Origin of the sequence: Arthrobacter sp. zg-Y40 (assembly GCF_020731535.1) — a bacterium.
Lineage (GTDB): Bacteria > Actinomycetota > Actinomycetes > Actinomycetales > Micrococcaceae > Arthrobacter_B.
The window spans coordinates 577,232-594,740 of record NZ_JAJFZS010000008.1 but is presented as its reverse complement, the minus strand read 5'-3'; the positions used below and the strand labels follow the sequence as shown (position 1 = coordinate 594,740).

At 66.1% G+C, this 17,509-nt stretch carries 21 protein-coding genes and 1 riboswitch; of the genes, 18 read left to right on the top strand and 3 right to left on the bottom strand.

The window, feature by feature from the left end:
• Window positions 1–52 precede the first annotated feature (52 nt).
• From LJ754_RS10180 to ribH, 12 genes are all read left to right on the top strand, one after another.
• Entirely contained in the window at window positions 53–730 is a 678-nt protein-coding gene (locus LJ754_RS10180) for an MBL fold metallo-hydrolase (RefSeq protein ID WP_227926478.1), read from the top strand.
• 88 nt (window positions 731–818) lie between these two features.
• Window positions 819–1,733: a PD-(D/E)XK nuclease family protein gene (locus LJ754_RS10175; RefSeq protein ID WP_227926477.1), complete on the top strand. Its 915-nt coding sequence runs from the start codon at window positions 819–821 to the stop codon at window positions 1,731–1,733.
• Window positions 1,734–1,777: 44 nt separating this feature from the next.
• Window positions 1,778–2,392 (top strand): peptide deformylase, encoded by a 615-nt coding sequence (gene def, locus LJ754_RS10170; RefSeq protein ID WP_227926476.1) that lies wholly within the window; start codon window positions 1,778–1,780, stop codon window positions 2,390–2,392.
• A 5-nt stretch (window positions 2,393–2,397) separates the two neighbouring features.
• Window positions 2,398–3,333 carry a methionyl-tRNA formyltransferase gene (gene fmt, locus LJ754_RS10165; RefSeq protein WP_227911054.1) on the top strand — a complete coding sequence of 312 codons (936 nt, stop codon included), beginning with the start codon at window positions 2,398–2,400 and terminating at the stop codon, window positions 3,331–3,333.
• Window positions 3,330–4,817 carry an RsmB/NOP family class I SAM-dependent RNA methyltransferase gene (locus LJ754_RS10160; protein ID WP_227926475.1) on the top strand — a complete coding sequence of 496 codons (1,488 nt, stop codon included), beginning with the start codon at window positions 3,330–3,332 and terminating at the stop codon, window positions 4,815–4,817. Before fmt ends, LJ754_RS10160 begins: the two co-directional genes overlap by 4 nt.
• 44 nt (window positions 4,818–4,861) lie before the next feature.
• Window positions 4,862–5,530: a ribulose-phosphate 3-epimerase gene (gene rpe / locus LJ754_RS10155; protein ID WP_227926474.1), complete on the top strand. Its 669-nt coding sequence runs from the start codon at window positions 4,862–4,864 to the stop codon at window positions 5,528–5,530.
• Window positions 5,531–5,540: 10 nt separating this feature from the next.
• Window positions 5,541–5,686: riboswitch (FMN riboswitch) on the top strand.
• A gap of 199 nt (window positions 5,687–5,885) precedes the next feature.
• The gene (gene pnuC, locus LJ754_RS10150; RefSeq protein ID WP_227911059.1) at window positions 5,886–6,569 is read left to right on the top strand and encodes a nicotinamide riboside transporter PnuC; all 684 of its coding nucleotides are present in this window, start codon (window positions 5,886–5,888) and stop codon (window positions 6,567–6,569) included.
• 2 nt (window positions 6,570–6,571) lie between these two features.
• Window positions 6,572–7,669: a bifunctional diaminohydroxyphosphoribosylaminopyrimidine deaminase/5-amino-6-(5-phosphoribosylamino)uracil reductase RibD gene (gene ribD, locus LJ754_RS10145; RefSeq protein ID WP_227926473.1), complete on the top strand. Its 1,098-nt coding sequence runs from the start codon at window positions 6,572–6,574 to the stop codon at window positions 7,667–7,669.
• Window positions 7,670–8,374, top strand: coding sequence for a riboflavin synthase (locus LJ754_RS10140; RefSeq protein WP_227926472.1), 705 nt, complete (start codon window positions 7,670–7,672; stop codon window positions 8,372–8,374).
• The gene (gene ribB / locus LJ754_RS10135; protein ID WP_227926471.1) at window positions 8,375–9,019 is read left to right on the top strand and encodes a 3,4-dihydroxy-2-butanone-4-phosphate synthase; all 645 of its coding nucleotides are present in this window, start codon (window positions 8,375–8,377) and stop codon (window positions 9,017–9,019) included. It abuts the gene before it with no gap.
• A complete protein-coding gene (gene ribA / locus LJ754_RS10130; protein ID WP_227926470.1) occupies window positions 9,016–9,669 on the top strand; it encodes a GTP cyclohydrolase II in 654 nt (217 codons plus the stop codon). Before ribB ends, ribA begins: the two co-directional genes overlap by 4 nt.
• A gap of 33 nt (window positions 9,670–9,702) precedes the next feature.
• Window positions 9,703–10,185, top strand: coding sequence for a 6,7-dimethyl-8-ribityllumazine synthase (gene ribH, locus LJ754_RS10125; RefSeq protein WP_227926469.1), 483 nt, complete (start codon window positions 9,703–9,705; stop codon window positions 10,183–10,185).
• 132 nt (window positions 10,186–10,317) lie between these two features.
• On the opposite strand, the gene LJ754_RS10120 is transcribed toward ribH, so the two are convergent.
• Entirely contained in the window at window positions 10,318–10,596 is a 279-nt protein-coding gene (locus tag LJ754_RS10120) for a hypothetical protein (protein ID WP_227911072.1), read from the bottom strand.
• Window positions 10,597–10,767: 171 nt separating this feature from the next.
• Between LJ754_RS10120 and LJ754_RS10115 the strand changes: the two genes are divergently transcribed.
• The 5 genes from LJ754_RS10115 to LJ754_RS10095 all read left to right on the top strand — a co-directional run bounded on the left by LJ754_RS10115 (window position 10,768) and on the right by LJ754_RS10095 (window position 14,116).
• Window positions 10,768–11,463, top strand: a complete 696-nt coding sequence (locus tag LJ754_RS10115; RefSeq protein WP_227926468.1) for a TetR/AcrR family transcriptional regulator C-terminal domain-containing protein — start codon at window positions 10,768–10,770, stop codon at window positions 11,461–11,463.
• A gap of 48 nt (window positions 11,464–11,511) precedes the next feature.
• A complete protein-coding gene (locus LJ754_RS10110) occupies window positions 11,512–12,597 on the top strand; it encodes a DNA alkylation repair protein (protein WP_227926467.1) in 1,086 nt (361 codons plus the stop codon).
• 131 nt (window positions 12,598–12,728) lie between these two features.
• Window positions 12,729–13,208, top strand: a complete 480-nt coding sequence (locus LJ754_RS10105) for a hypothetical protein (RefSeq protein WP_227926466.1) — start codon at window positions 12,729–12,731, stop codon at window positions 13,206–13,208.
• 59 nt (window positions 13,209–13,267) lie between these two features.
• Complete coding sequence (locus tag LJ754_RS10100) at window positions 13,268–13,579, top strand: hypothetical protein (RefSeq protein WP_227911081.1); 312 nt, start codon at window positions 13,268–13,270, stop codon at window positions 13,577–13,579.
• A gap of 9 nt (window positions 13,580–13,588) precedes the next feature.
• A complete protein-coding gene (locus LJ754_RS10095) occupies window positions 13,589–14,116 on the top strand; it encodes a hypothetical protein (RefSeq protein ID WP_227926465.1) in 528 nt (175 codons plus the stop codon).
• 155 nt (window positions 14,117–14,271) lie between these two features.
• On the opposite strand, the gene LJ754_RS10090 is transcribed toward LJ754_RS10095, so the two are convergent.
• Entirely contained in the window at window positions 14,272–15,801 is a 1,530-nt protein-coding gene (locus LJ754_RS10090; protein WP_227926464.1) for an HNH endonuclease signature motif containing protein, read from the bottom strand.
• A 201-nt stretch (window positions 15,802–16,002) separates the two neighbouring features.
• Window positions 16,003–16,563 (bottom strand): CGNR zinc finger domain-containing protein, encoded by a 561-nt coding sequence (locus LJ754_RS10085; RefSeq protein WP_227926463.1) that lies wholly within the window; start codon window positions 16,561–16,563, stop codon window positions 16,003–16,005.
• Between the two features lie 45 nt (window positions 16,564–16,608).
• Between LJ754_RS10085 and LJ754_RS10080 the strand changes: the two genes are divergently transcribed.
• A complete protein-coding gene (locus LJ754_RS10080; RefSeq protein WP_227926462.1) occupies window positions 16,609–17,469 on the top strand; it encodes an alpha/beta fold hydrolase in 861 nt (286 codons plus the stop codon).
• Window positions 17,470–17,509 lie beyond the last annotated feature (40 nt).

The following is a 17,509-nucleotide window of genomic DNA, read 5'->3' as shown; positions in this document are numbered from 1 at the left end:
CAGTCGGAACAGAAACCTGGACCACTGGACACCACCGGGACGAAGGGGCGCGATGCCGCAGCCGATGCCGCAGCCGGAGACCAGCCAGCTGGAAAATCTCCTGAAGGGGCTGCTGGCCACGCCAACTGCCCGCCTGCCCTATCAGGACAATGTGCTGCTGCGTTCCTATGTCCTCCAACGGCCCGCGGGCAACGTGATCATCTACAACTCGCCCGGGATCGGCAGCGCGCATCAAGCCATTGAGGAGCTGGGCGGTGCAGTCCGGCTGCTGATCAATCACGCCCATGAAGCCATGTACGGCGCTCCGGGGCTGGATGTGCCGGTATATGTGCACTCCCGAGACCGGGCCGAGGTGGCTTCCGCCATGGAGGTAGCTGGCGTGTTCGAGGACCGGCAAATGATCGACGGCGACCTGGAAGTGATTCCGACACCGGGCCACACAGCCGGCACCGCCAGCTATTTATGGGACAGCGGCAACGGTCGGTTCCTGTTCACCGGAGATTTCCTCTGGATTGAGCACGGCGAATGGAAGGCCGTGGTCCTGGACCCCTCGCTGCGGCAGGCCTACCTCGACAGCCTGGCACTGGTCCGTGAGCTCGATTTCGATGTCCTCGTACCGTGGGGGACCACCGACGACGGCCCTCCGTTCGCATTGGCCGGCACCAGGGCGGAGAATCGCAGCCGGGTGGACGCAGTGATCAACCGCGTTCGGGCCGGGGGCACACGGTAAAGGCCGGCTGCAGGAGGCGGCCCGGACACACGGTCCGTCCCGGCAGTCCTGCGCCCGGAGTGTCACCGCCGGGTGGCAGACTGGAAACATGACTGAACCAGCATTGGCACACGCTACCGAATACGGACGGATGTACTCGCGGTCGCTCTCGGAGCCGCCCACGGTGCCCTCTATTACTACGGTGATCGCCCAGGGCTCCACCTCCCTGGACGGCTGGCACAGTTACATGGCGGCCTCCGCCGTCGTCAAGGATCCCAAGCTCAGTGCCGCCCTGGGGAACCCTTCCGCGCTGCGCGGCGTGGTCAAGGACGCTTCCTCCGCCTCTGAGCGCTACCGCGACGCCGCGGCCGAGCGGGGCACACGCGTGCACTTCTACGCCGAGCAGGTTGCCCTTCGGGCCCTGGACCGCGCGCATGAGTTGGAACGTGCCAGGGAAGACCTGGCCTCGCGCGGCGAGCACCAGTTCGCGGACCGGTTCGATGAGTGGTGGAAACTCTACGAGGTCCAGCCCATCGCTCCCGAGATCACCGTCTGGAACGCCGAGGTTGGTTACGCCGGGACCCTGGACCTGGTGGCGCGGATCGGCGGACGGCTGTGCCTGATCGACTACAAAACCAAAAAGACGGACCGGGACGGCCAGGTGAAGCCGCTGGATGACAAGGTGGTGATGCAGCTGGTGGCAGGCATGAAGGCGCAGGAATCCCTGGTCGACGCCGGCGCCGGCATCTGGGAGCCCTGGGCTTACGGACAGGAACCGCTGCTGCTCGGCGTCGCCGTGGGGCAGACCGAGGTGCGGCCCATGCGCGCCAACCCCGCAGTACTGCCGCAGCACTGGTTCAAGTTCTGCGCCCTGCGGCGGGTCTGGCAGACCAGCATGGATGCCATCGGGGCGGGCCGGGCGCTGCTTCCCGTGCCGCCGCCGCCGGTTGGTGCGCACGCTGCTCCGGCACCGGAGGCCCCCATCCAGCCCTCGGCCGTCCCGGCGGGCGGCGGAGCCAACTAGACTGGATTCGATCCCAAGCAGCAACAGTAAGGAACGAACACCCGATGGCCATCCTCACTATCCGCACCCTCGGCGACCCGGTCCTTCGGACCCGGGCCGAAGACGTCACCGATTTTGGCCCGGAACTGGCCAAGCTGGTAGCGGACATGGAGGAAACCATGGAGGACGTCGACGGCGCCGGCCTGGCCGCGCCGCAGGTGGGAGTCAGCCTGCGGGTTTTCACCTACCGTGTGGACGGTCAGTCGGGCCACGTGGTCAATCCCGTCCTGGAACTGAGCGAAGACCGGCAGGAAGAGCAGCTGGAGGGTTGCCTGTCCATTCCCGGCCTCGGCTACCGGGCACCGCGCTTCCGCTGGGCCCGCGTCACCGGAGTAGACCTGCACGGCAACCCGATCAGCATCGAGGGCGAAGGGTTGCTTGCCCGCTGCTTCCAGCACGAAACCGATCATCTGAACGGCTCCCTGTACATTGACCGGCTCGAGGGCGAGGACCGCAAGGAAGCACTGCGTGCCATCCGCCAGCGTGAATACGACGCCGTGGCCGCACGCACCGTCAGCGAGCGTGCGCAGAGCGTCGGGTCCTCCTTCGGCGGGGGTTCGGTTGGTGCTGGCTCCTTTGGCGGCGGGTCCTTCGGGTCCGGCGCCAAGGCAGGGGCCTAGTCCGCGTGGCGCTTCGAGTTCTTTTCGCCGGCACCCCGTCGGTGGCCGTGCCGTCCCTGGATGCCCTCGTAGAGGCGGGGTTCGACGTCGTTGGCGTCCTGACCCGGCCCGACGCACCGCTGGGCCGCAAGAAAGTCCTGACCCCGTCGCCGGTGGCCGCCCGTGCCCAGGAGCTGGGCCTGCCGGTGATCCGCGCATCCAAGGTGGACGATGAAGCCATTGCCGCCATCGCCGCCCTGGAGCCCGACGTCGCAGCCATTGTTGCTTACGGCGCCCTGGTTCCGGCCCGGGCCCTGACCGTGCCGCGGCACGGCTGGATCAACCTGCACTTTTCCTTGCTGCCGGCCTGGCGCGGAGCCGCTCCCGTGCAGCACGCCGTGATTGCCGGAGACGATGTCACCGGTGCCTCCACCTTCCTGCTGGAAACCGGTCTGGACACCGGCCCGGTGTACGGCACCATGACCGAAACCGTCCGGCCGGAGGACACCAGCGGAGACCTGCTGGAACGGCTCTCGCACTCCGGTGCGGTGCTCCTGGCCCAGACCCTCAGCGCCGTGGACGCCGGTGCCGCCGTCGCCGTCCCGCAGCAGGGTGACATCACCCTGGCTCCCAAGCTGACCATCGATGATGCCCGCGTGGACTGGCAGCAGCCCGCCCTGGCTATCCGCCGAAGGATCAACGGCGTCACCCCCGAACCCGGCGCCTGGACCGGCTGGGACGGCGCCCGGTTCAAGATCGGCGCCGCAGCCCTGCGCCCCGACGTCACCGACCTGCTCCCCGGCCAGGTCCGATTCAGCGGCGGCGGCAGCGCTGCCGCCCTGGTGGGCACCGGATCGCACGCCCTGGAACTGCTGCGGGTACAGCCTGCGGGCAAGAAAATGATGCCGGGGGCCGACTGGGCCCGCGGCCTCGCCAACCGTGAGGACGTGGTCTTCGAATGACCTCCCAGAATTCCCGTAACGAAAAGGGCCACGAACGCCGCCGCGCCGCCGTGAAGACCCGCACCGCCGCAGCACCCGGCCAGCGCACCCGTGCTGCCGATCCCGCCCGGCTGGTGGCCTTCGAGGTGCTTCGCGCGGTTTCCGGTGAGGACGCCTATGCCAACCTGGTGCTGCCCAAGAGCATCCGCAAGCACCGCCTGGACAAGCGCGACGCCGGGTTCGCCACTGAGCTGGCCTACGGCGCGCTGCGCGGCCAGGGCACCTACGACGCCATCCTGGCCAAGTGCGTGGACCGGCCGCTGGAACGCCTGGATCCCGCAGTGCTTGATGCCCTGCGGATCGGCGTCCACCAGCTGCTCGCGATGCGGGTGCCGGCCCATGCTGCCCTGGACCAGACCGTGGGCCTGGCCCGCGCCGTCATCGGCGCCGGACCTTCCGCCCTGATCAATGCCGTGCTGCGCAAGGTTTCGGCCCGCAGCATGGAGGACTGGGTCCAGCTGCTCACCGAAGGTGAACCGGACGCCGTGAAGCGCTCCGCCATTGAACACAGCCACCCGGAATGGATTGTCCGCGCCCTGCGCCAGTCCCTGGTGGCGCACGGGCGCAGCGTGGACGAAATCACTGACCTGCTGCGTGCCGACAACGACGCGCCCGTAGTGAACCTGGTGGCCCTGCCCGGCCTCGGAGATCTGGACGAAGCCCGGAAAGCCGGCGCCGTGGACGGGGAACTCGTAAAGGATTCCGCGCTCTTCTCCGCCGGCGACGTCGGGCGCCTGGACTCTGTGCGCGCCGGCACCACGCGGGTGCAGGACGCCGGCTCCCAGCTGGTGGCCCGGGCCCTGGCCGAACTGAAACTCGACGGTTCCTCCATCGATGAGGACGGCGTGGAGAAGTGGCTGGACATGTGTGCCGGCCCCGGCGGCAAAGCCGCGATGCTAGCGGCCCTGGCCCACGAACAGGGCGCCGTCCTGCTGGCCAACGAACCGGCCCCGCACCGTGCCCAGCTGGTTCGGCAAGCCCTGGAAGCCGTACCGGGGGAGACCTGGAACGTACGCACCGGGGACGGCCGCACCATTGCCGAGGACTACCCCGAAACCTTTGACCGGATCCTGGTAGACGCTCCCTGCACCGGACTGGGCGCCCTGCGCCGCCGGCCCGAGTCGCGCTGGCGCCGCCAGCCCGGCGACGTCGGCGAACTGGGCATCCTGCAGCGCGAACTGCTGACCACCGCCGTCGACGCCGTGAAGCCCGGCGGTGTGGTGGCCTACGTGACCTGCTCCCCGCACCCGGCCGAAACCACCGCCGTCGTCTCCGACGTGATGCGCAAGCGCAACGACCTCGAACTGCTCGACGCCGGTGCCGCCCTGGATGCGGTCAGCCTGCCCGGTGCGCTGGAGGCCGGACATGAGTCCACCGCCCAGCTGTGGCCGCACATCCACGCGACCGACGCCATGTTCCTGGCGCTCATCCGCCGCAAGATCTAGCCAGCCGCCGCAAGATCCAACCAGTCCTAGCCAGGGAGACACACGTGAGCAAGTGCTGCATCAACCCGAGCATCCTCTCGGCCGATTTCGTCAATCTTGAAGCCGAGCTGGAGCGGATCAGCGCTGCCGACGCCGTCCACGTGGATGTGATGGACAACCACTTCGTACCGAACCTGACCATCGGTCTGCCCGTGGTGGAGCGGATCCAGCAGGTGTCCAAGCTGCCGCTGGATGCTCACCTGATGATTTCCGACGTCGACCGCTGGGCACCGCTGTATGCGGAGGCGGGCCTGGCCTCGGTCACGTTCCATGTGGAGGCCTCGACGGCGCCCATCAAGCTGGCACGCGACCTGCGGGACCGCGGTGCCAAGGCCGGGATGGCGCTGCGCCCGGCCACCCCGGTGGAACCGTACCTGGACATGCTGCCCGAACTGGACATGCTGCTGATCATGACGGTGGAGCCGGGCTTCGGCGGGCAGAAGTTCTTGGACGTCACCCTGCCCAAGATCCGCCGTGCCGCTGACGCGGTGCGCGGGTCCGGCCTGCCGCTGGCCATCCAGGTGGACGGGGGAATCTCTGCGGAAACCATCGAGCGGGCCGCCGAGGCCGGTGCGAATGTCTTTGTGGCCGGGTCCGCCGTCTACGGATCAGGTGATCCTGCTGACGCTATCCGTAAACTGCGCGCTTCGGCCGAAGCAGCTGTGCAAGAATAGTTCCTAACAAAACGTGCTCCGGGGTCGGTGTAATTCCGAACCGGCGGTTATAGTCCGCGACCCGCACTGCTGAACCGAGTTTCTCGGGGAAGCGGTTCGGTTGAATCGGTGAAATTCCGATACCGACAGTTAAAGTCTGGATGGGAGAAGCACGTGCAGTTTGTTGTTCCGCCGGCTTTGCCGACCCTGAAAGGGGACCCGTTTCGGGATCCCCGCGCAAGGGTCCGTTCCGGGTCCCGCTGAGCGGGTCCGGCGCGGATTTTGGCCACATTCGGGTTGCCCTGCCGGCGATGCACCCACTGCCGTACGCCTGTCGTACCCCCCCCGGAGCAGCAGCTTAGGGATAAAGGACGACATGGATTTTCTGCGGTGGCTCTTTGACGCACAGATACCGGTGGGCTCAAGCTCGCTGCTGGTGCGAGAACTTCTCGGCAACATTTTCGGACTGCTCAGCGCCCTCGGCGGCATGCGGCGCAAGGTCTGGGCCTGGCCCGTGGGCATCGTAGGCAACTTGCTCCTGCTGACAGTGTTCCTGGGCTCCATCTTCGGCGACGCCGACACCGCCACGCTGCTGGGCCAGGCCGGCCGGCAGATCATGTTCGTTGCTGTCTCGATCTATGGCTGGCGGCGCTGGCAGCAGAGCAAAACCAACGGCGACGCCGCCGTGACCCCGCAGTGGGCCTCCGGCCGGGAGCGGATCGGGCTGGTGGTCATCATGTTGCTCGGCACCGTGGCCCTCACTCCGGTCTTCGCCCGCCTGGGCTCCTACGAACCGGTCTGGGCCGATGCCTGGACCTTCGTCGGCTCACTGCTGGCCACTTACGGCATGGCGAAGGGCTGGGTGGAGTTCTGGCTGATCTGGGTGGCTGTGGACATTGTGGGTGTGCCATTGCTCTTCAGCGCCGGTTACTACGCCACCGCCTTTATGTACCTCTTCTACGGCGGCTTTACCCTGGCCGGCTTCTTTGTATGGTGGAAGGCTAAAAAGAACGAAAAGCCCCAGGTGGAAGTCCTGATGCCTGATCCCCGGACACGCTGACCATGCGCCCCGAAGACTTCACTGCGGGCGAAGTTGCCGCCATGGATGAAGCTTTGGACCTGGCTGCGCGCGGCGTCCGCGGCGCCAATCCACTGGTGGGGGCCGTGATTCTCGACGCCGACGGTGCCACCCTGGCGACCGGTTACCACCGCGGGGCCGGAACTCCGCACGCCGAAGCCGATGCCCTGGCCAACGCCCGCGCAGCACGCGCAGACGTCACCGGCGCCACCATGGTGGTGACCCTGGAACCCTGCAACCACACCGGCCGCACGGGGCCCTGCTCTCAGGCAATCATCGACGCCGGCCTGCGCCGGGTGGTGTTCGCCGCACCGGATACCAGTGATGCCGCGGCTGGGGGAGCGGAGGCCCTGCGCGCGGCCGGTATCGAGGTGGCCTCCGGACTGGGTGCCGGTGCTGCCGCGGAGTTGAACGAGCGCTGGATTGCGGCTGTGGTGGAGCGCCGGCCGTTCGTCACGGTCAAGATCGCCCAAAGCCTGGACGGGCGGATTGCCGCAGCGGACGGCACCAGCCAGTGGATCACCGGCCCGGAGGCCCGGCGAGACGGTCACGCACTGCGCTCCCGGGTGGACGCCGTCCTGGCCGGCACAGGCACGGTCCTGGCCGATAACCCCCGGCTGACTGCCCGCATCCCGGACGGCATCCCGGACGGCACCGCAAACGACACAGACGCGCAGCGGCAGCCGCTGCGCGTCGTCGTCGGCCGCCGTCCGATCCCCGAAAACGCGGCGGTCCGCGGGACCGACGGGCGGTTCCTCCAGCTGGCCCTGCACGATCCCGCGGCGGTAGCCGCGGACCTGTACGGGCGCGGGGTGCGGCACCTGCTGGTGGAAGGCGGCGCCATCCTGGCCAGCGCGTTCCTGCGTGCCGGGCTGGTGGATGAACTGGTGGTCTACACCGCACCGCTGCTGCTGGGCGCGGGCACGGATTCGCTGCAGGGCATCGGTGTGCAGACCCTCGGCCGGGCGCCGCGCTGGCGCTGGGACTCCGCTGCCGGCGGTGCCGTGGCGCACCTTGGCAGGGACCTCCGGCTCCGGCTGCAGCCTGCTACGGCCATTTCCGAAGAATCGGAGGACGCATAAATGTTTACCGGCATAGTTGCTGAACAGGGCAGCGTGGTTTCCCTGGCACAGAATCCCGACGGCGACGGCGCGGTCCTGGTGATCACCGCGCCCAAGACGGGTGCCGGGCTGGGATTGGGCGGCTCGATTGCCGTCAACGGCGTCTGCCTCACGGCCACCGAAATCCGCGGCGGCGCGATCAGCGTGGACGTGATGGGCGAAACCCTGAAGCGCACCACCGTTGGTGATCTGGAACCCGGCGCGAAGGTGAACCTGGAACGCTGCGTTCCCGCCGGCGGCCGGCTGGACGGGCACGTGGTGCAGGGGCACGTGGACGGTGTGGGCCGGCTGCTCGAGCGGGAACACTTGGGCAGCTGGGACCGGCTGCGCTTCGCGGTGCCTGCCGGGCTCGCGAAGTACATCGCGGAGAAAGGTTCCCTTGCCGTAGACGGGGTGTCCCTCACCGTTACTGCCGTCAGCGGCGCCAACGCGGAACAGCACTGGTTCGAGGTAGGGCTGATTCCGACCACGCTGGCCGAAACCGGATTGGGTGCCCTGTCCGTGGGCAGCAGGGTGAACCTGGAAGTGGACGTGCTGGCCAAATACGCCGAGCGGCTGCTGGCCTTCGCCAATCCCCGGCCTCCAGCGTATTCTGCCGCCGAGCCGGCATCGGGGGACGCTGCGTCCGGCGATGCTGCGTCCGGCGATGCTGCGAAGGAGGGCTAAGTGGGCGCCGCTGACACTGACATTGTCCTGAACCCTGTGACGGAGGCGGTGGAGGCGATCGCTGCCGGGCGCGCCGTCGTCGTGGTGGACGACGCCGACCGTGAGAACGAGGGCGATATTGTTTTTGCCGCCCAGCACGCCACCCCCGAACTGACGGGGTGGACCGTCCGGTACAGTTCCGGCGTGCTCTGCGTGCCGCTGCCCGGCAGTTATGCGGACCGGCTCGAGCTGCCGCCCATGACGGACGTCAACCAAGACGCCAAAGGCACCGCGTATACCGTCTCCTGCGATGCGGCCGAGGGCACCAGTACCGGGATCAGCGCGTCGGACCGGGCGCTGACCGCCCGCGTACTGGCCAACCCGGTTTCGGTTCCCGGCGAACTGCACCGTCCCGGACACATGTTTCCACTGCGTGCGGCCGACGGCGGGGTGCGGGAGCGGCGCGGCCACACCGAAGCCGCTGTGGAACTCGCCCGCCTGGCTGGCTGCACTCCGGTGGGCGTGATTGCCGAACTGGTGCACGACGACGGCGGAATGATGCGCCTGCCTGCGCTGCGGGACTTTGCGGATGCCCACGGTATTCCGCTGATCTCCATCGAGGACCTGGTGCAGTACCTGCACGCACGGATGGGGGAGGACTCATGAGCGAAGCAGCAGCCGAACAGCCGGTGGTACCCGGACCCGGGGTGCATCTGCCCACCGCGTTTGGGGACTTCACCGCCACCGCCTGGACCGACACACGCACCGGCGTCGAACATATGACCCTGACTGCGCCCGGGACGGAAAATTCCGGTCCGCTGGCCGAAGGTGCTCCGCTGGTGCGGCTGCACTCGGAATGCCTCACCGGCGATGTGTTCGGCTCCTACCGCTGCGACTGCGGGGAACAGTTGGAGCAGGCCATGGAGCTTATTGCCCTGCACGGGGGAACCATTGTGTACCTCCGCGGTCAGGAAGGCCGGGGGATCGGCCTGGCGAACAAGCTGCGGGCGTACGCACTCCAGGAAGCCGGTGCTGACACAGTGGAAGCCAACGAGCAGCTCGGCCTGCCCGTGGACGCCCGCGACTACCAGGCCGCTGCCGACATCCTGCTCCAGTTGGGCCTGCACCGGATCCGGCTGCTGACCAACAATCCCGCCAAGCAGGACTGGATGCGCCGTTTCGGCGTGGATGTTGAGGCCATGGTTCCGTCCGAGGTACCCATCCGTGCGGAGAACGAGCGCTATCTGCAGACCAAGCGGGACCGGATGGACCACCACCTAACCTTGCTGCGCACCAAACCAGTGCAGCAGAGCTGAATTTCTTTCCCCCGACCCAAGGAGCACCTCATCATGAGTGGACACGGCGCACCCGCCACCGACCTCAGTGGCATCCGCCTGGCCGGAGTACCCGTTCGGCTGGCCATCGTTGCTGCCAGCTGGCACACCGAAATTATGGACGGCCTGATTGCCGGAGCGCTGCGCGCTGCGGAGGATGCCGGCCTGGGGCCGAAGCTGATCCGGGTGCCGGGCAGTTTCGAACTTCCCGTCGCAGCCGCACGGCTGGCTCCGCACTTTGACGCGGTGGTGGCCCTCGGCGTCGTTATCCGAGGCGGCACTCCGCACTTTGACTACGTGTGTTCTGCGGCTACCACCGGGCTTACTGACGTCAGCGTCACCACCGGCACTCCGGTGGGGTTCGGCGTGCTGACCTGCGATACCGAGCAGCAGGGGCTGGACCGGGCCGGGCTGCCCGGTTCTTCCGAGGACAAGGGCTACGAAGCAACCGCGGCTGCGGTGCTGACCGTCGCGGAGCTGCGCGGGGCCGGGGTGTAGGGTCCGGGGTCTAGGGTCCGTCGCGCCTGGAACGTGTTACCGACAGAACGGGCGTTAACCAACTATGGCGTGCCACCCGGTAAAGGTGGCACGCCATAGTGGTGCAGCTCCTAGCAGGAGCCGAAACGTTGGTTAGACGTGGTCGTTGTTGCGGCGGTTGCCGGACTTGGCCAGGCCGCGGGCCACCATGAAGCCGACGGTGAGCCAGGTGATGTACTGCATGGCCTGGCTGGCGTTGAATGCGTCGACGCCGTTTTCGCTGGCGTTGTCACCCACAACTGCTGCGGTGATGATCGTGGCGATGACGGCCAGGACGTAGAGGACGAATTCGAGGGTCCGGACCGAAACCTTGATGTCGTTCTCGTTGGTGTGGTGGACGGTGTTCGTGTTGTTACGGGTTTCCGTAGCCATGTGTGTCTCCTGAAGTATTGGTGAGAGCGGCCGTGGTGGCCATGTGAACTGTGATTCCTCTTCTGGAACCATGTCGACAACTTCTCTACGCTGTAGACACTAGCTGTAGACTCACAAATAAGCAAGCTTGCTGATTATCAGCAGCCTGACCATGAGGAGAGCGGATGCTGTATGGAGACTCCACGGAAACCGCACACAGGCTCGCATAAAGCGCGCCTGAACCGTGAGCTGGTGCTGAACGCGGCGTTGGAATTGGTGGATGCCGAAGGGCTCGCGGCCCTCACCATGCGGAGTCTCGCCCAAAAGCTCGGCTGTGATCCCATGAGCATTTACCGGTACGCAAAGAACCGCGCGGCGTTGCTGGACGGGGTCGCCGAAACAGTCATGAACGAGCTCGACGTCTTCCCTGACGATCCCGACTGGCAGGCGCAGTTGCGGCGCAACGCGCATAATGTCCGGTTTCTGGCCCTGAAACATCCCCATACCGTGCCGCTGCTGGTCACCCGGCCACTGTCCATCCCGTTGGGACTGCGTCCGCTGGGGACGCTTCGCCCATTGGAAGAGATTCTGGCGCTGCTGACCAGGGCCGGTTTCACGCCTGCCGACGCGCTGCACGTCTACCGGGCGTACTACGGATTTGTTTACGGACATATCCTCAATGAGCTGCAGGAGCTCGTAGTGGACCCGGAGGAAAAAGAAGCAGTCCTGCGCCTCGGCTTGTACCGGCTGCCTGCCAAGGACTTTCCGAACCTTAGGACGCTGGCGCCGGATTTGGCCGATTACGACGGCGAGGCGGAGTTGGACCAGGGGCTGGACATCCTGCTGACCGGGCTCGCCGCCCAATTGCTGGGCGACGCCGGGGATTAGGGTTGAGGGCAGGGCAAGGAAGGACACAGGGGAACGCATTTGGGATCAATGGATGACATGCTCGGGCCGGGCGAGGTTCGGGAGCTGCACGACGTACTGGCGTCGGCTGTTCCGTCAGTTCAGTGGGCGGCCGTGCTCGCGGCGGGCGAGCGGCTGGAGCCGTTGTCGTTGCGGGGACGCACCGACGTCGTCGCGGATGCACTGGTGGATGCATTGGGTTCCTATCCGGCTGCCGCTTCAGCGTTCCGCATGGGTCTTGCTAATCCGGCGTTCACGGGGTGGATGCTCTGGCCCGTAACCGAAGCCGCGGTAACTTTGGCCCTGCGCTCCGGTGAGGATGAGGACTTCGACGACGCGCTGGCCCTGCTCGCAGAGCTCACACCGCGGTTGACCAGCGAATTCGCCATCCGGCGGCTGCTGCGGGAGCAGCCGGAGCGGGCACTGGGGATCATCCGGACGTGGACCGCCCATCCGGACCAGCACGTTCGCAGGCTGGCCAGCGAAGGCACTCGTACGTATTTGCCTTGGGCCGTTCGCGTTCCGCAGTTGACGGCCCGGCCTGAGCTGACGCTGCCGATCCTGGATGCGATGCACAATGACCCCGAGATCTATGTCCGCCGGTCGGTGGCCAACCACACCAATGATTTGGCCCGGCATGCCCCGGACCTGGTGCTGGAGACGGCAGCGCGGTGGCAGCAGACCGGCACACCCGGCAGCACCTGGGTGGTACGGCACGCGTTGCGCACCCTGATCAAAAAGGGCAATCCCGGGGCGCTGGAGCTGATGGGCTTCGCTCCGGCGCAGGTGAGCATCAGCGACCTGCACGCCGAGTCAGAGAAGGTGGCACTGCCTGGCGAGCTGGCCTTCGGGTTCCTGCTCACCAATACCGGGGACGTGCCCGCGAAACTGGCTGTGGACTACGCGGTGCACTATGTGAAAGCCAGCGGCTCGACCGCTGAGAAGGTTTTCAAACTGACGACCGTTGAGCTTGCGGCGGGGGAATCCCGGAAGCTGACCGGCCGGCATGCCTTCCGGCAGATGACGACGCGGCGGCACTATGCCGGTGTTCACGCTCTGGAACTGCAGGTCAACGGTGTGCGGCACGGTCGGCTGGAGTTTGACGTCAGTATCTGAAGTCGTGTCGGATTACAGTCCGGCCGCAGGCGACGGCGTCGTTTGCCGGGAACCCCGATTGCTATGCGCAAACCAGCCCTGTGGGCATAATGGCTGGTGATACGGCCCCGGCGACTGACAGGACCAGCAGAATGCCCGCTCAGGCAGCGACCACAATGGTGAAATTCGTCGAGCGTTCGCCGGGCTGGCTGCGCTGGGGCGGCGGTGCCCTGCTGCTGAGCGTCGGCGTCGTGCTCTCCATCGGGGCGGTGAGCGATGGGTACTGGATTGTTCTCGTACCCGCGGCGGGGATGGGACTCGCAGCGATTTGGTGGTGCGTGTCCGCCAAGATCACCGCCGCCGTCGAGGGGCAGACGGTTCTGCTCTCCGGTCCGTTCTGGAAACGCAGCCTGCAGTTGGGTGAGCTGCACGATGTCGAGGTCAGCGGTGACAGCGGCATGAATCCGGGGCTTGTGAACTGGCCGGTTGTTTCTTTGGAACGCGGAACGCTGGTGCGGCTGAACATGGGCGGCAGTGCGGTAGTTTCGTTTGTCAGCGACGGGCGCCGCTACCAATTTGTCCTGTCCAGCCACCACTTCGCGCAGCGGTTGGCTGCAGCTTTGGTCGGGTAGCTGTGGCCTTTTGGGGCCTGCCCTGTGTAGCGGCAGCTGTATGGGCGTTTCATGCCGGGTTGCTCATAGCCCATCGCCGGGAAGCATGGATCACCTTCTGTGTGCTTCTGGTCGGCCTGCCGGTGACGGCCGTCCTGTGTTTCGCCTGGTCACAGGCCGACCATGCTGCGTATGTGGAGGCTTACGGAGAGAACGGAATCGGCGGTGGGTTCTTCCCCATGCTGCTCGCTTTTGAGGCTGTGGGAACGTGGTTTGTGCTGGCCTTCGCGGAGATCATTCTCCGCATGGTTTTGCCGCCGACCGGGCGGGCAGGTGCGGCTCCAGCTAAGGAATCACGTAAGCCTGTGGCGTTGCCTGAACCCGAGTTATAGAGTGCGGCGATGACTTCCCAGACAGAACCTTCCGCTGCCTTGGATCCACCCCCTGACGTGGTGGCAGCCCTTATAGAGAAAGTTGCGTCGACTCCGTGGCCGGAAGACCCGGAGCAGTGCGGCCCGTACCTGGCGCGTCTGGGCTGTACCGCGGATGCCGCACTGCCGTTCCGGGAGGAGGACCTGCCGGGAGAAGAAAGGGGCTGGTTGCATTTTCCCGGCGGCGAAAGGGGTGTGTGGTCTGCCGTGGACGGGAAGCTGGAAAGCCTCGGCTTTTTCTTTTATCCGGGTCGGCTGGGCTCCCGTGCCCTGTGCGAGTTCGGGTTTGATGCCCTGCATTCGCGGCTTAACGCAGCCTATGGTCCCCCTATCGATGAAGGCGCGTATCCGAACGGCCACCGGTCCGGAGTGTGGCATGCGGGGGAGACCTCGATCGAGCTATACGCCCACGTTGAACTGGCCCCCGTGCTGCAACTGGGCCTGGGGAACCGGCAACGCATCCGTGTTCACGAGGAAGCCCGCTGGCACCGCGCCTGACCCGATTGCGCCGGATCGAACCGCGGCTAAGGCAGACGCGGCAGAGGCAGCCGTGCCCCCATAGTGGATGCGCAGATATCCCCGGGAATGGCTCTCGACGTTGTGCCGCCCGGACGTTGTGCCGCCCGGACGTTGTTGCCGCCCGGACGTTTTGCCTAGAACGGCGGCACGGCGTCCAACAGGTTTTTGGCCTGTCGGTCTGCGTTTGAGGGTGAATGGGCTAGCTCGAGAAATGGTTCAGTCCGATAGATCCGTCCGCTCGGCGAGGTCCACTCCATCACGCCCGGTTCGGGCTGGGACGCTTTCCAGAATCCCAGTGTTTTGAACCGGTGGTGCCGGCGGCACAGGTGAGCGAGGTTGCCATGATCCGTGGGACCTCCGGCCGCCCAATCCGTAGTGTGGTCAATTTCCGAGACCGCAGTGCTGACCCGGCATCCCGGGAACCGGCAGGTCCCATCCCGGGCACGCAACCAACGGGCCAGCCCGGCCGGGACTTTCCGCCGCCTGCCCACGCCCAGAATTTCCCCGGTGTCCGGGTCCTGGACGAGGCCGGTCCAGCGGGTCGCGTTGCGGGCGAGCCGGCGGGCTGCTTCGGCACTGATGGGCCCGTAGCCGTGCAGTTCGGCTGGGTCTTCGTTGGCGCCGAAGAGTGTTTCCGCGTTGATCAGGACCATGATTTCCGCTCTGGGCAGGATGCCTGATTTGTCGACACTGGATTTATCGGCGTCCTCGTCAGCGATGGCATCCTTGTTGTCCGCTTGGCTGGGTGCCGCTGAACCGAGACCGCCCATAAGCAACTGGGCCAGAATGTCCGAGCGCAGCTGGTCCGTGGTCCGGGAATCCCCATCAGACTGTTCACCGCGGGCCGCAGTGCTCAGGGCAGTGTAGATCTGTTGTGCTTCCGCGGCACGAAGATGCGCGGACAGGCAGGACATCCCGTCTTCTTCCCGATCCAGAGTGACCTGGCGCTTCTCGAACGCAGTGAGGTGCCGGACCTCAATGGTTTGCGGGTACTTCTTCTCCCGCAGCCGGCGGGCCTTGGCGGAAAACTGGGACCGGGTCTGACCTTCTGCGGCCTTCAGCAGAGCAGCTTCGAACTCTGGCAACTCGGCGGCAGGAACACTTTCGCACTGGTCCAGCACCACCTGGGCATGCCCGTAGCTCAGGCGCCCGTCCTGCAGCGCCTCCAGTGTGGCCGTATGGGCGCCAGATAGGAGGCCGGCTTCGAACATCAACCGCTGCGCGGTGCCGTGCGGTGTGTGCAGGAGGGCGGCACACTCGGCTGCCGCCAGTGTGAAAGCCATCCCGGGTTCCACCCGTCCGGTCGCGCCCGCGTAATCCTCCCGGAAAATGGTTTCCATCCGGTTCAGCAACCGGGCCCGCTGCGCCTCCGCCCACGCGATCAGGTGTGCGACCCGGACCAGGACTTCACCGGTTGCCTGGTTGTCGAAGGATTCGAGGTTCTGCAGAGCCAGCATCCCGCTGAAACCGTCGGGAAAGTCAGTGGCGGTTCCGCTGGTACGACCTCCGTCGTCGTCGGCAGTATGCGAACCCGGATCGGCCCGAAATACAGCTAGTGTGCAGGCCGTGCCGGACCCACTCTTGGTAGCGGTTTGAGCTGAGGCCGTCTGGTGTTCAGTTCCTGATTCTTCGGCTATCCGTTCGGTGTTTCCGAGCTGATCCATGCCCTAAGGATTTCAGCCGGCACTGACATTTCCGGGCCCAAAACTGGCCTAACCGGCCCAACCAAGCACCCTCCAAATACGCGTCTTTCCGGGTCGACTACTTGCTTGCCGTTCAGCCCTCTGGAATGGCTTCCAGGCGATCAGAACACACGTGCTGACGGCGTTTTCCAACCTCGCTCCGGCCGGAGCCGACGCCGTCAACTAGGCGCGCCCGAGAACCCCACCGGTCCCTGTGCGCTGCCGGTCCGCGTGGGCACGGGCCTTCATCCGGTTGCCGCAGACGGCCATGGAACACCACTTGGCGGTGCCGGGCCGGCTCCGGTCGATCAGATACAGGTTGCATTCCTCGTTCGCGCAGTGACGCAGGCGGCCCGGTGCCGTTTCCTGGACCCGGGACCACGCCAGCGCGGCCCGGAACGCCAGCCGCTCGTCCTCCGGTGACCGCATCTCCCAATCCAGTCCCTGGGCGGTGGCCCGCGGAACCAGGACGCCTCCTTCCAGCGCCGCTGAGAGGCGTTCGACGGCGCCGTCCGTTCCCCGCACGATGTCTTGGAGGCATTCCCGCATCTGTCGCAGATGCTCCACTTCGGCGGCAGATCCGTTGCCCCCGAACCGCACGGAAAATTCTCCGCCGGCGGCCCCCGCAAGCTCATCCGCAGGACGCCCGGATACAACCGGGGTGCTGTTCAGCAGTACCAGCAGCAGTTCCTCGTCCTCGACCATCGGATTCCTTTCAAGCGGATTGTGTTGCACGTCATCCATGCTAGCGTCTTCCTAACCAGTAAAACAATTGAGAGGGGTTAGCTCATGGCTACCGTCCACCACCGCAGTGTTTCCGTCAACGGCCACAACGTGTTTTACCGTGAGGCGGGGCCGCAGGATGCTCCGGTCCTCCTGCTCCTGCATGGGTACCCGAGCAGCTCGCACATGTTCCGCCACCTCATTCCCAGGCTTGCTGAGCAGTACCGCGTCATTGCTCCGGACCACATCGGCTTCGGCCTGTCCTCCGCGCCGTCCGTTGGGGAGTTCACGTACACCTTTGAGGCACTTGCCAAGGTGACGCAGGGCTTCCTCGAGGAACTGGGGGTGGAGGCATACACGGTCTACACCCAGGACTACGGTGCACCGATCGCCTGGCGGCTGGCTTTGGCCAACCCGTCAGCGGTGCAGGGCGTGATCTCGCAGAACGGCAATGCTTACGAGGAAGGCTTTGTCCCGGACTTCTGGGCCCCGATCTGGAACTACGGTGCCGACCCTTCCCCCGAGAATGAGGAAGCACTGCGTCCGGCCCTTGGCCGCAAGGCCGTGGAATGGCAGTACACACACGGGGTTCCCGACCCCACCACCGTTGATCCGGACGCATGGGAGCATGACCTCGCCCTCTTGGCCCGTCCGGGCGTCGATGAAGCGCAGCTGGCCCTGTTCGGGGACTATTCCACCAACCGGGCGCTGTATCCGGAGGTCCACGAATGGCTGCGCTCCAGCCAGGTTCCGGTCCTCGCCGTCTGGGGCAGGAACGATGAAATTTTCGGCCCGGCGGGCGCGACGGCGTTCCTTGACGACGTCCCGCACGCGCGTGTGGAACTGCTCGACGGCGGCCACTTTCTGCTGGAGTCGCACCTGGACGACGTCGCGCGCATCATTTTGGATTGGCGTTCCGGGTTCTAGCGGTCCACGGTGGAGGCAAACCGAGCAGTACCGATGCCAT

What these genes read in the sequence shown, in the direction of transcription:
- ribA (WP_227926470.1), top strand. Translation starts at nt 9,016, where the DNA reads ATGAGCGAAGCAGCAGCCGAACAGCCGGTGGTACCCGGACCCGGGGTG.
- pnuC (WP_227911059.1), top strand. Translation starts at nt 5,886, where the DNA reads ATGGATTTTCTGCGGTGGCTCTTTGACGCACAGATACCGGTGGGCTCA.
- LJ754_RS10110 (WP_227926467.1), top strand. Translation starts at nt 11,512, where the DNA reads ATGGATGACATGCTCGGGCCGGGCGAGGTTCGGGAGCTGCACGACGTA.
- LJ754_RS10180 (WP_227926478.1), top strand. Translation starts at nt 53, where the DNA reads ATGCCGCAGCCGATGCCGCAGCCGGAGACCAGCCAGCTGGAAAATCTC.
- def (WP_227926476.1), top strand. Translation starts at nt 1,778, where the DNA reads ATGGCCATCCTCACTATCCGCACCCTCGGCGACCCGGTCCTTCGGACC.
- LJ754_RS10160 (WP_227926475.1), top strand. Translation starts at nt 3,330, where the DNA reads ATGACCTCCCAGAATTCCCGTAACGAAAAGGGCCACGAACGCCGCCGC.
- ribD (WP_227926473.1), top strand. Translation starts at nt 6,572, where the DNA reads ATGCGCCCCGAAGACTTCACTGCGGGCGAAGTTGCCGCCATGGATGAA.
- LJ754_RS10140 (WP_227926472.1), top strand. Translation starts at nt 7,670, where the DNA reads ATGTTTACCGGCATAGTTGCTGAACAGGGCAGCGTGGTTTCCCTGGCA.
- LJ754_RS10090 (WP_227926464.1), bottom strand. Translation starts at nt 15,801, where the DNA reads ATGGATCAGCTCGGAAACACCGAACGGATAGCCGAAGAATCAGGAACT.
- LJ754_RS10085 (WP_227926463.1), bottom strand. Translation starts at nt 16,563, where the DNA reads ATGGATGACGTGCAACACAATCCGCTTGAAAGGAATCCGATGGTCGAG.
- LJ754_RS10115 (WP_227926468.1), top strand. Translation starts at nt 10,768, where the DNA reads ATGGAGACTCCACGGAAACCGCACACAGGCTCGCATAAAGCGCGCCTG.
- ribH (WP_227926469.1), top strand. Translation starts at nt 9,703, where the DNA reads ATGAGTGGACACGGCGCACCCGCCACCGACCTCAGTGGCATCCGCCTG.
- LJ754_RS10080 (WP_227926462.1), top strand. Translation starts at nt 16,609, where the DNA reads ATGGCTACCGTCCACCACCGCAGTGTTTCCGTCAACGGCCACAACGTG.
- LJ754_RS10175 (WP_227926477.1), top strand. Translation starts at nt 819, where the DNA reads ATGACTGAACCAGCATTGGCACACGCTACCGAATACGGACGGATGTAC.
- LJ754_RS10105 (WP_227926466.1), top strand. Translation starts at nt 12,729, where the DNA reads ATGCCCGCTCAGGCAGCGACCACAATGGTGAAATTCGTCGAGCGTTCG.
- LJ754_RS10095 (WP_227926465.1), top strand. Translation starts at nt 13,589, where the DNA reads ATGACTTCCCAGACAGAACCTTCCGCTGCCTTGGATCCACCCCCTGAC.
- LJ754_RS10120 (WP_227911072.1), bottom strand. Translation starts at nt 10,596, where the DNA reads ATGGCTACGGAAACCCGTAACAACACGAACACCGTCCACCACACCAAC.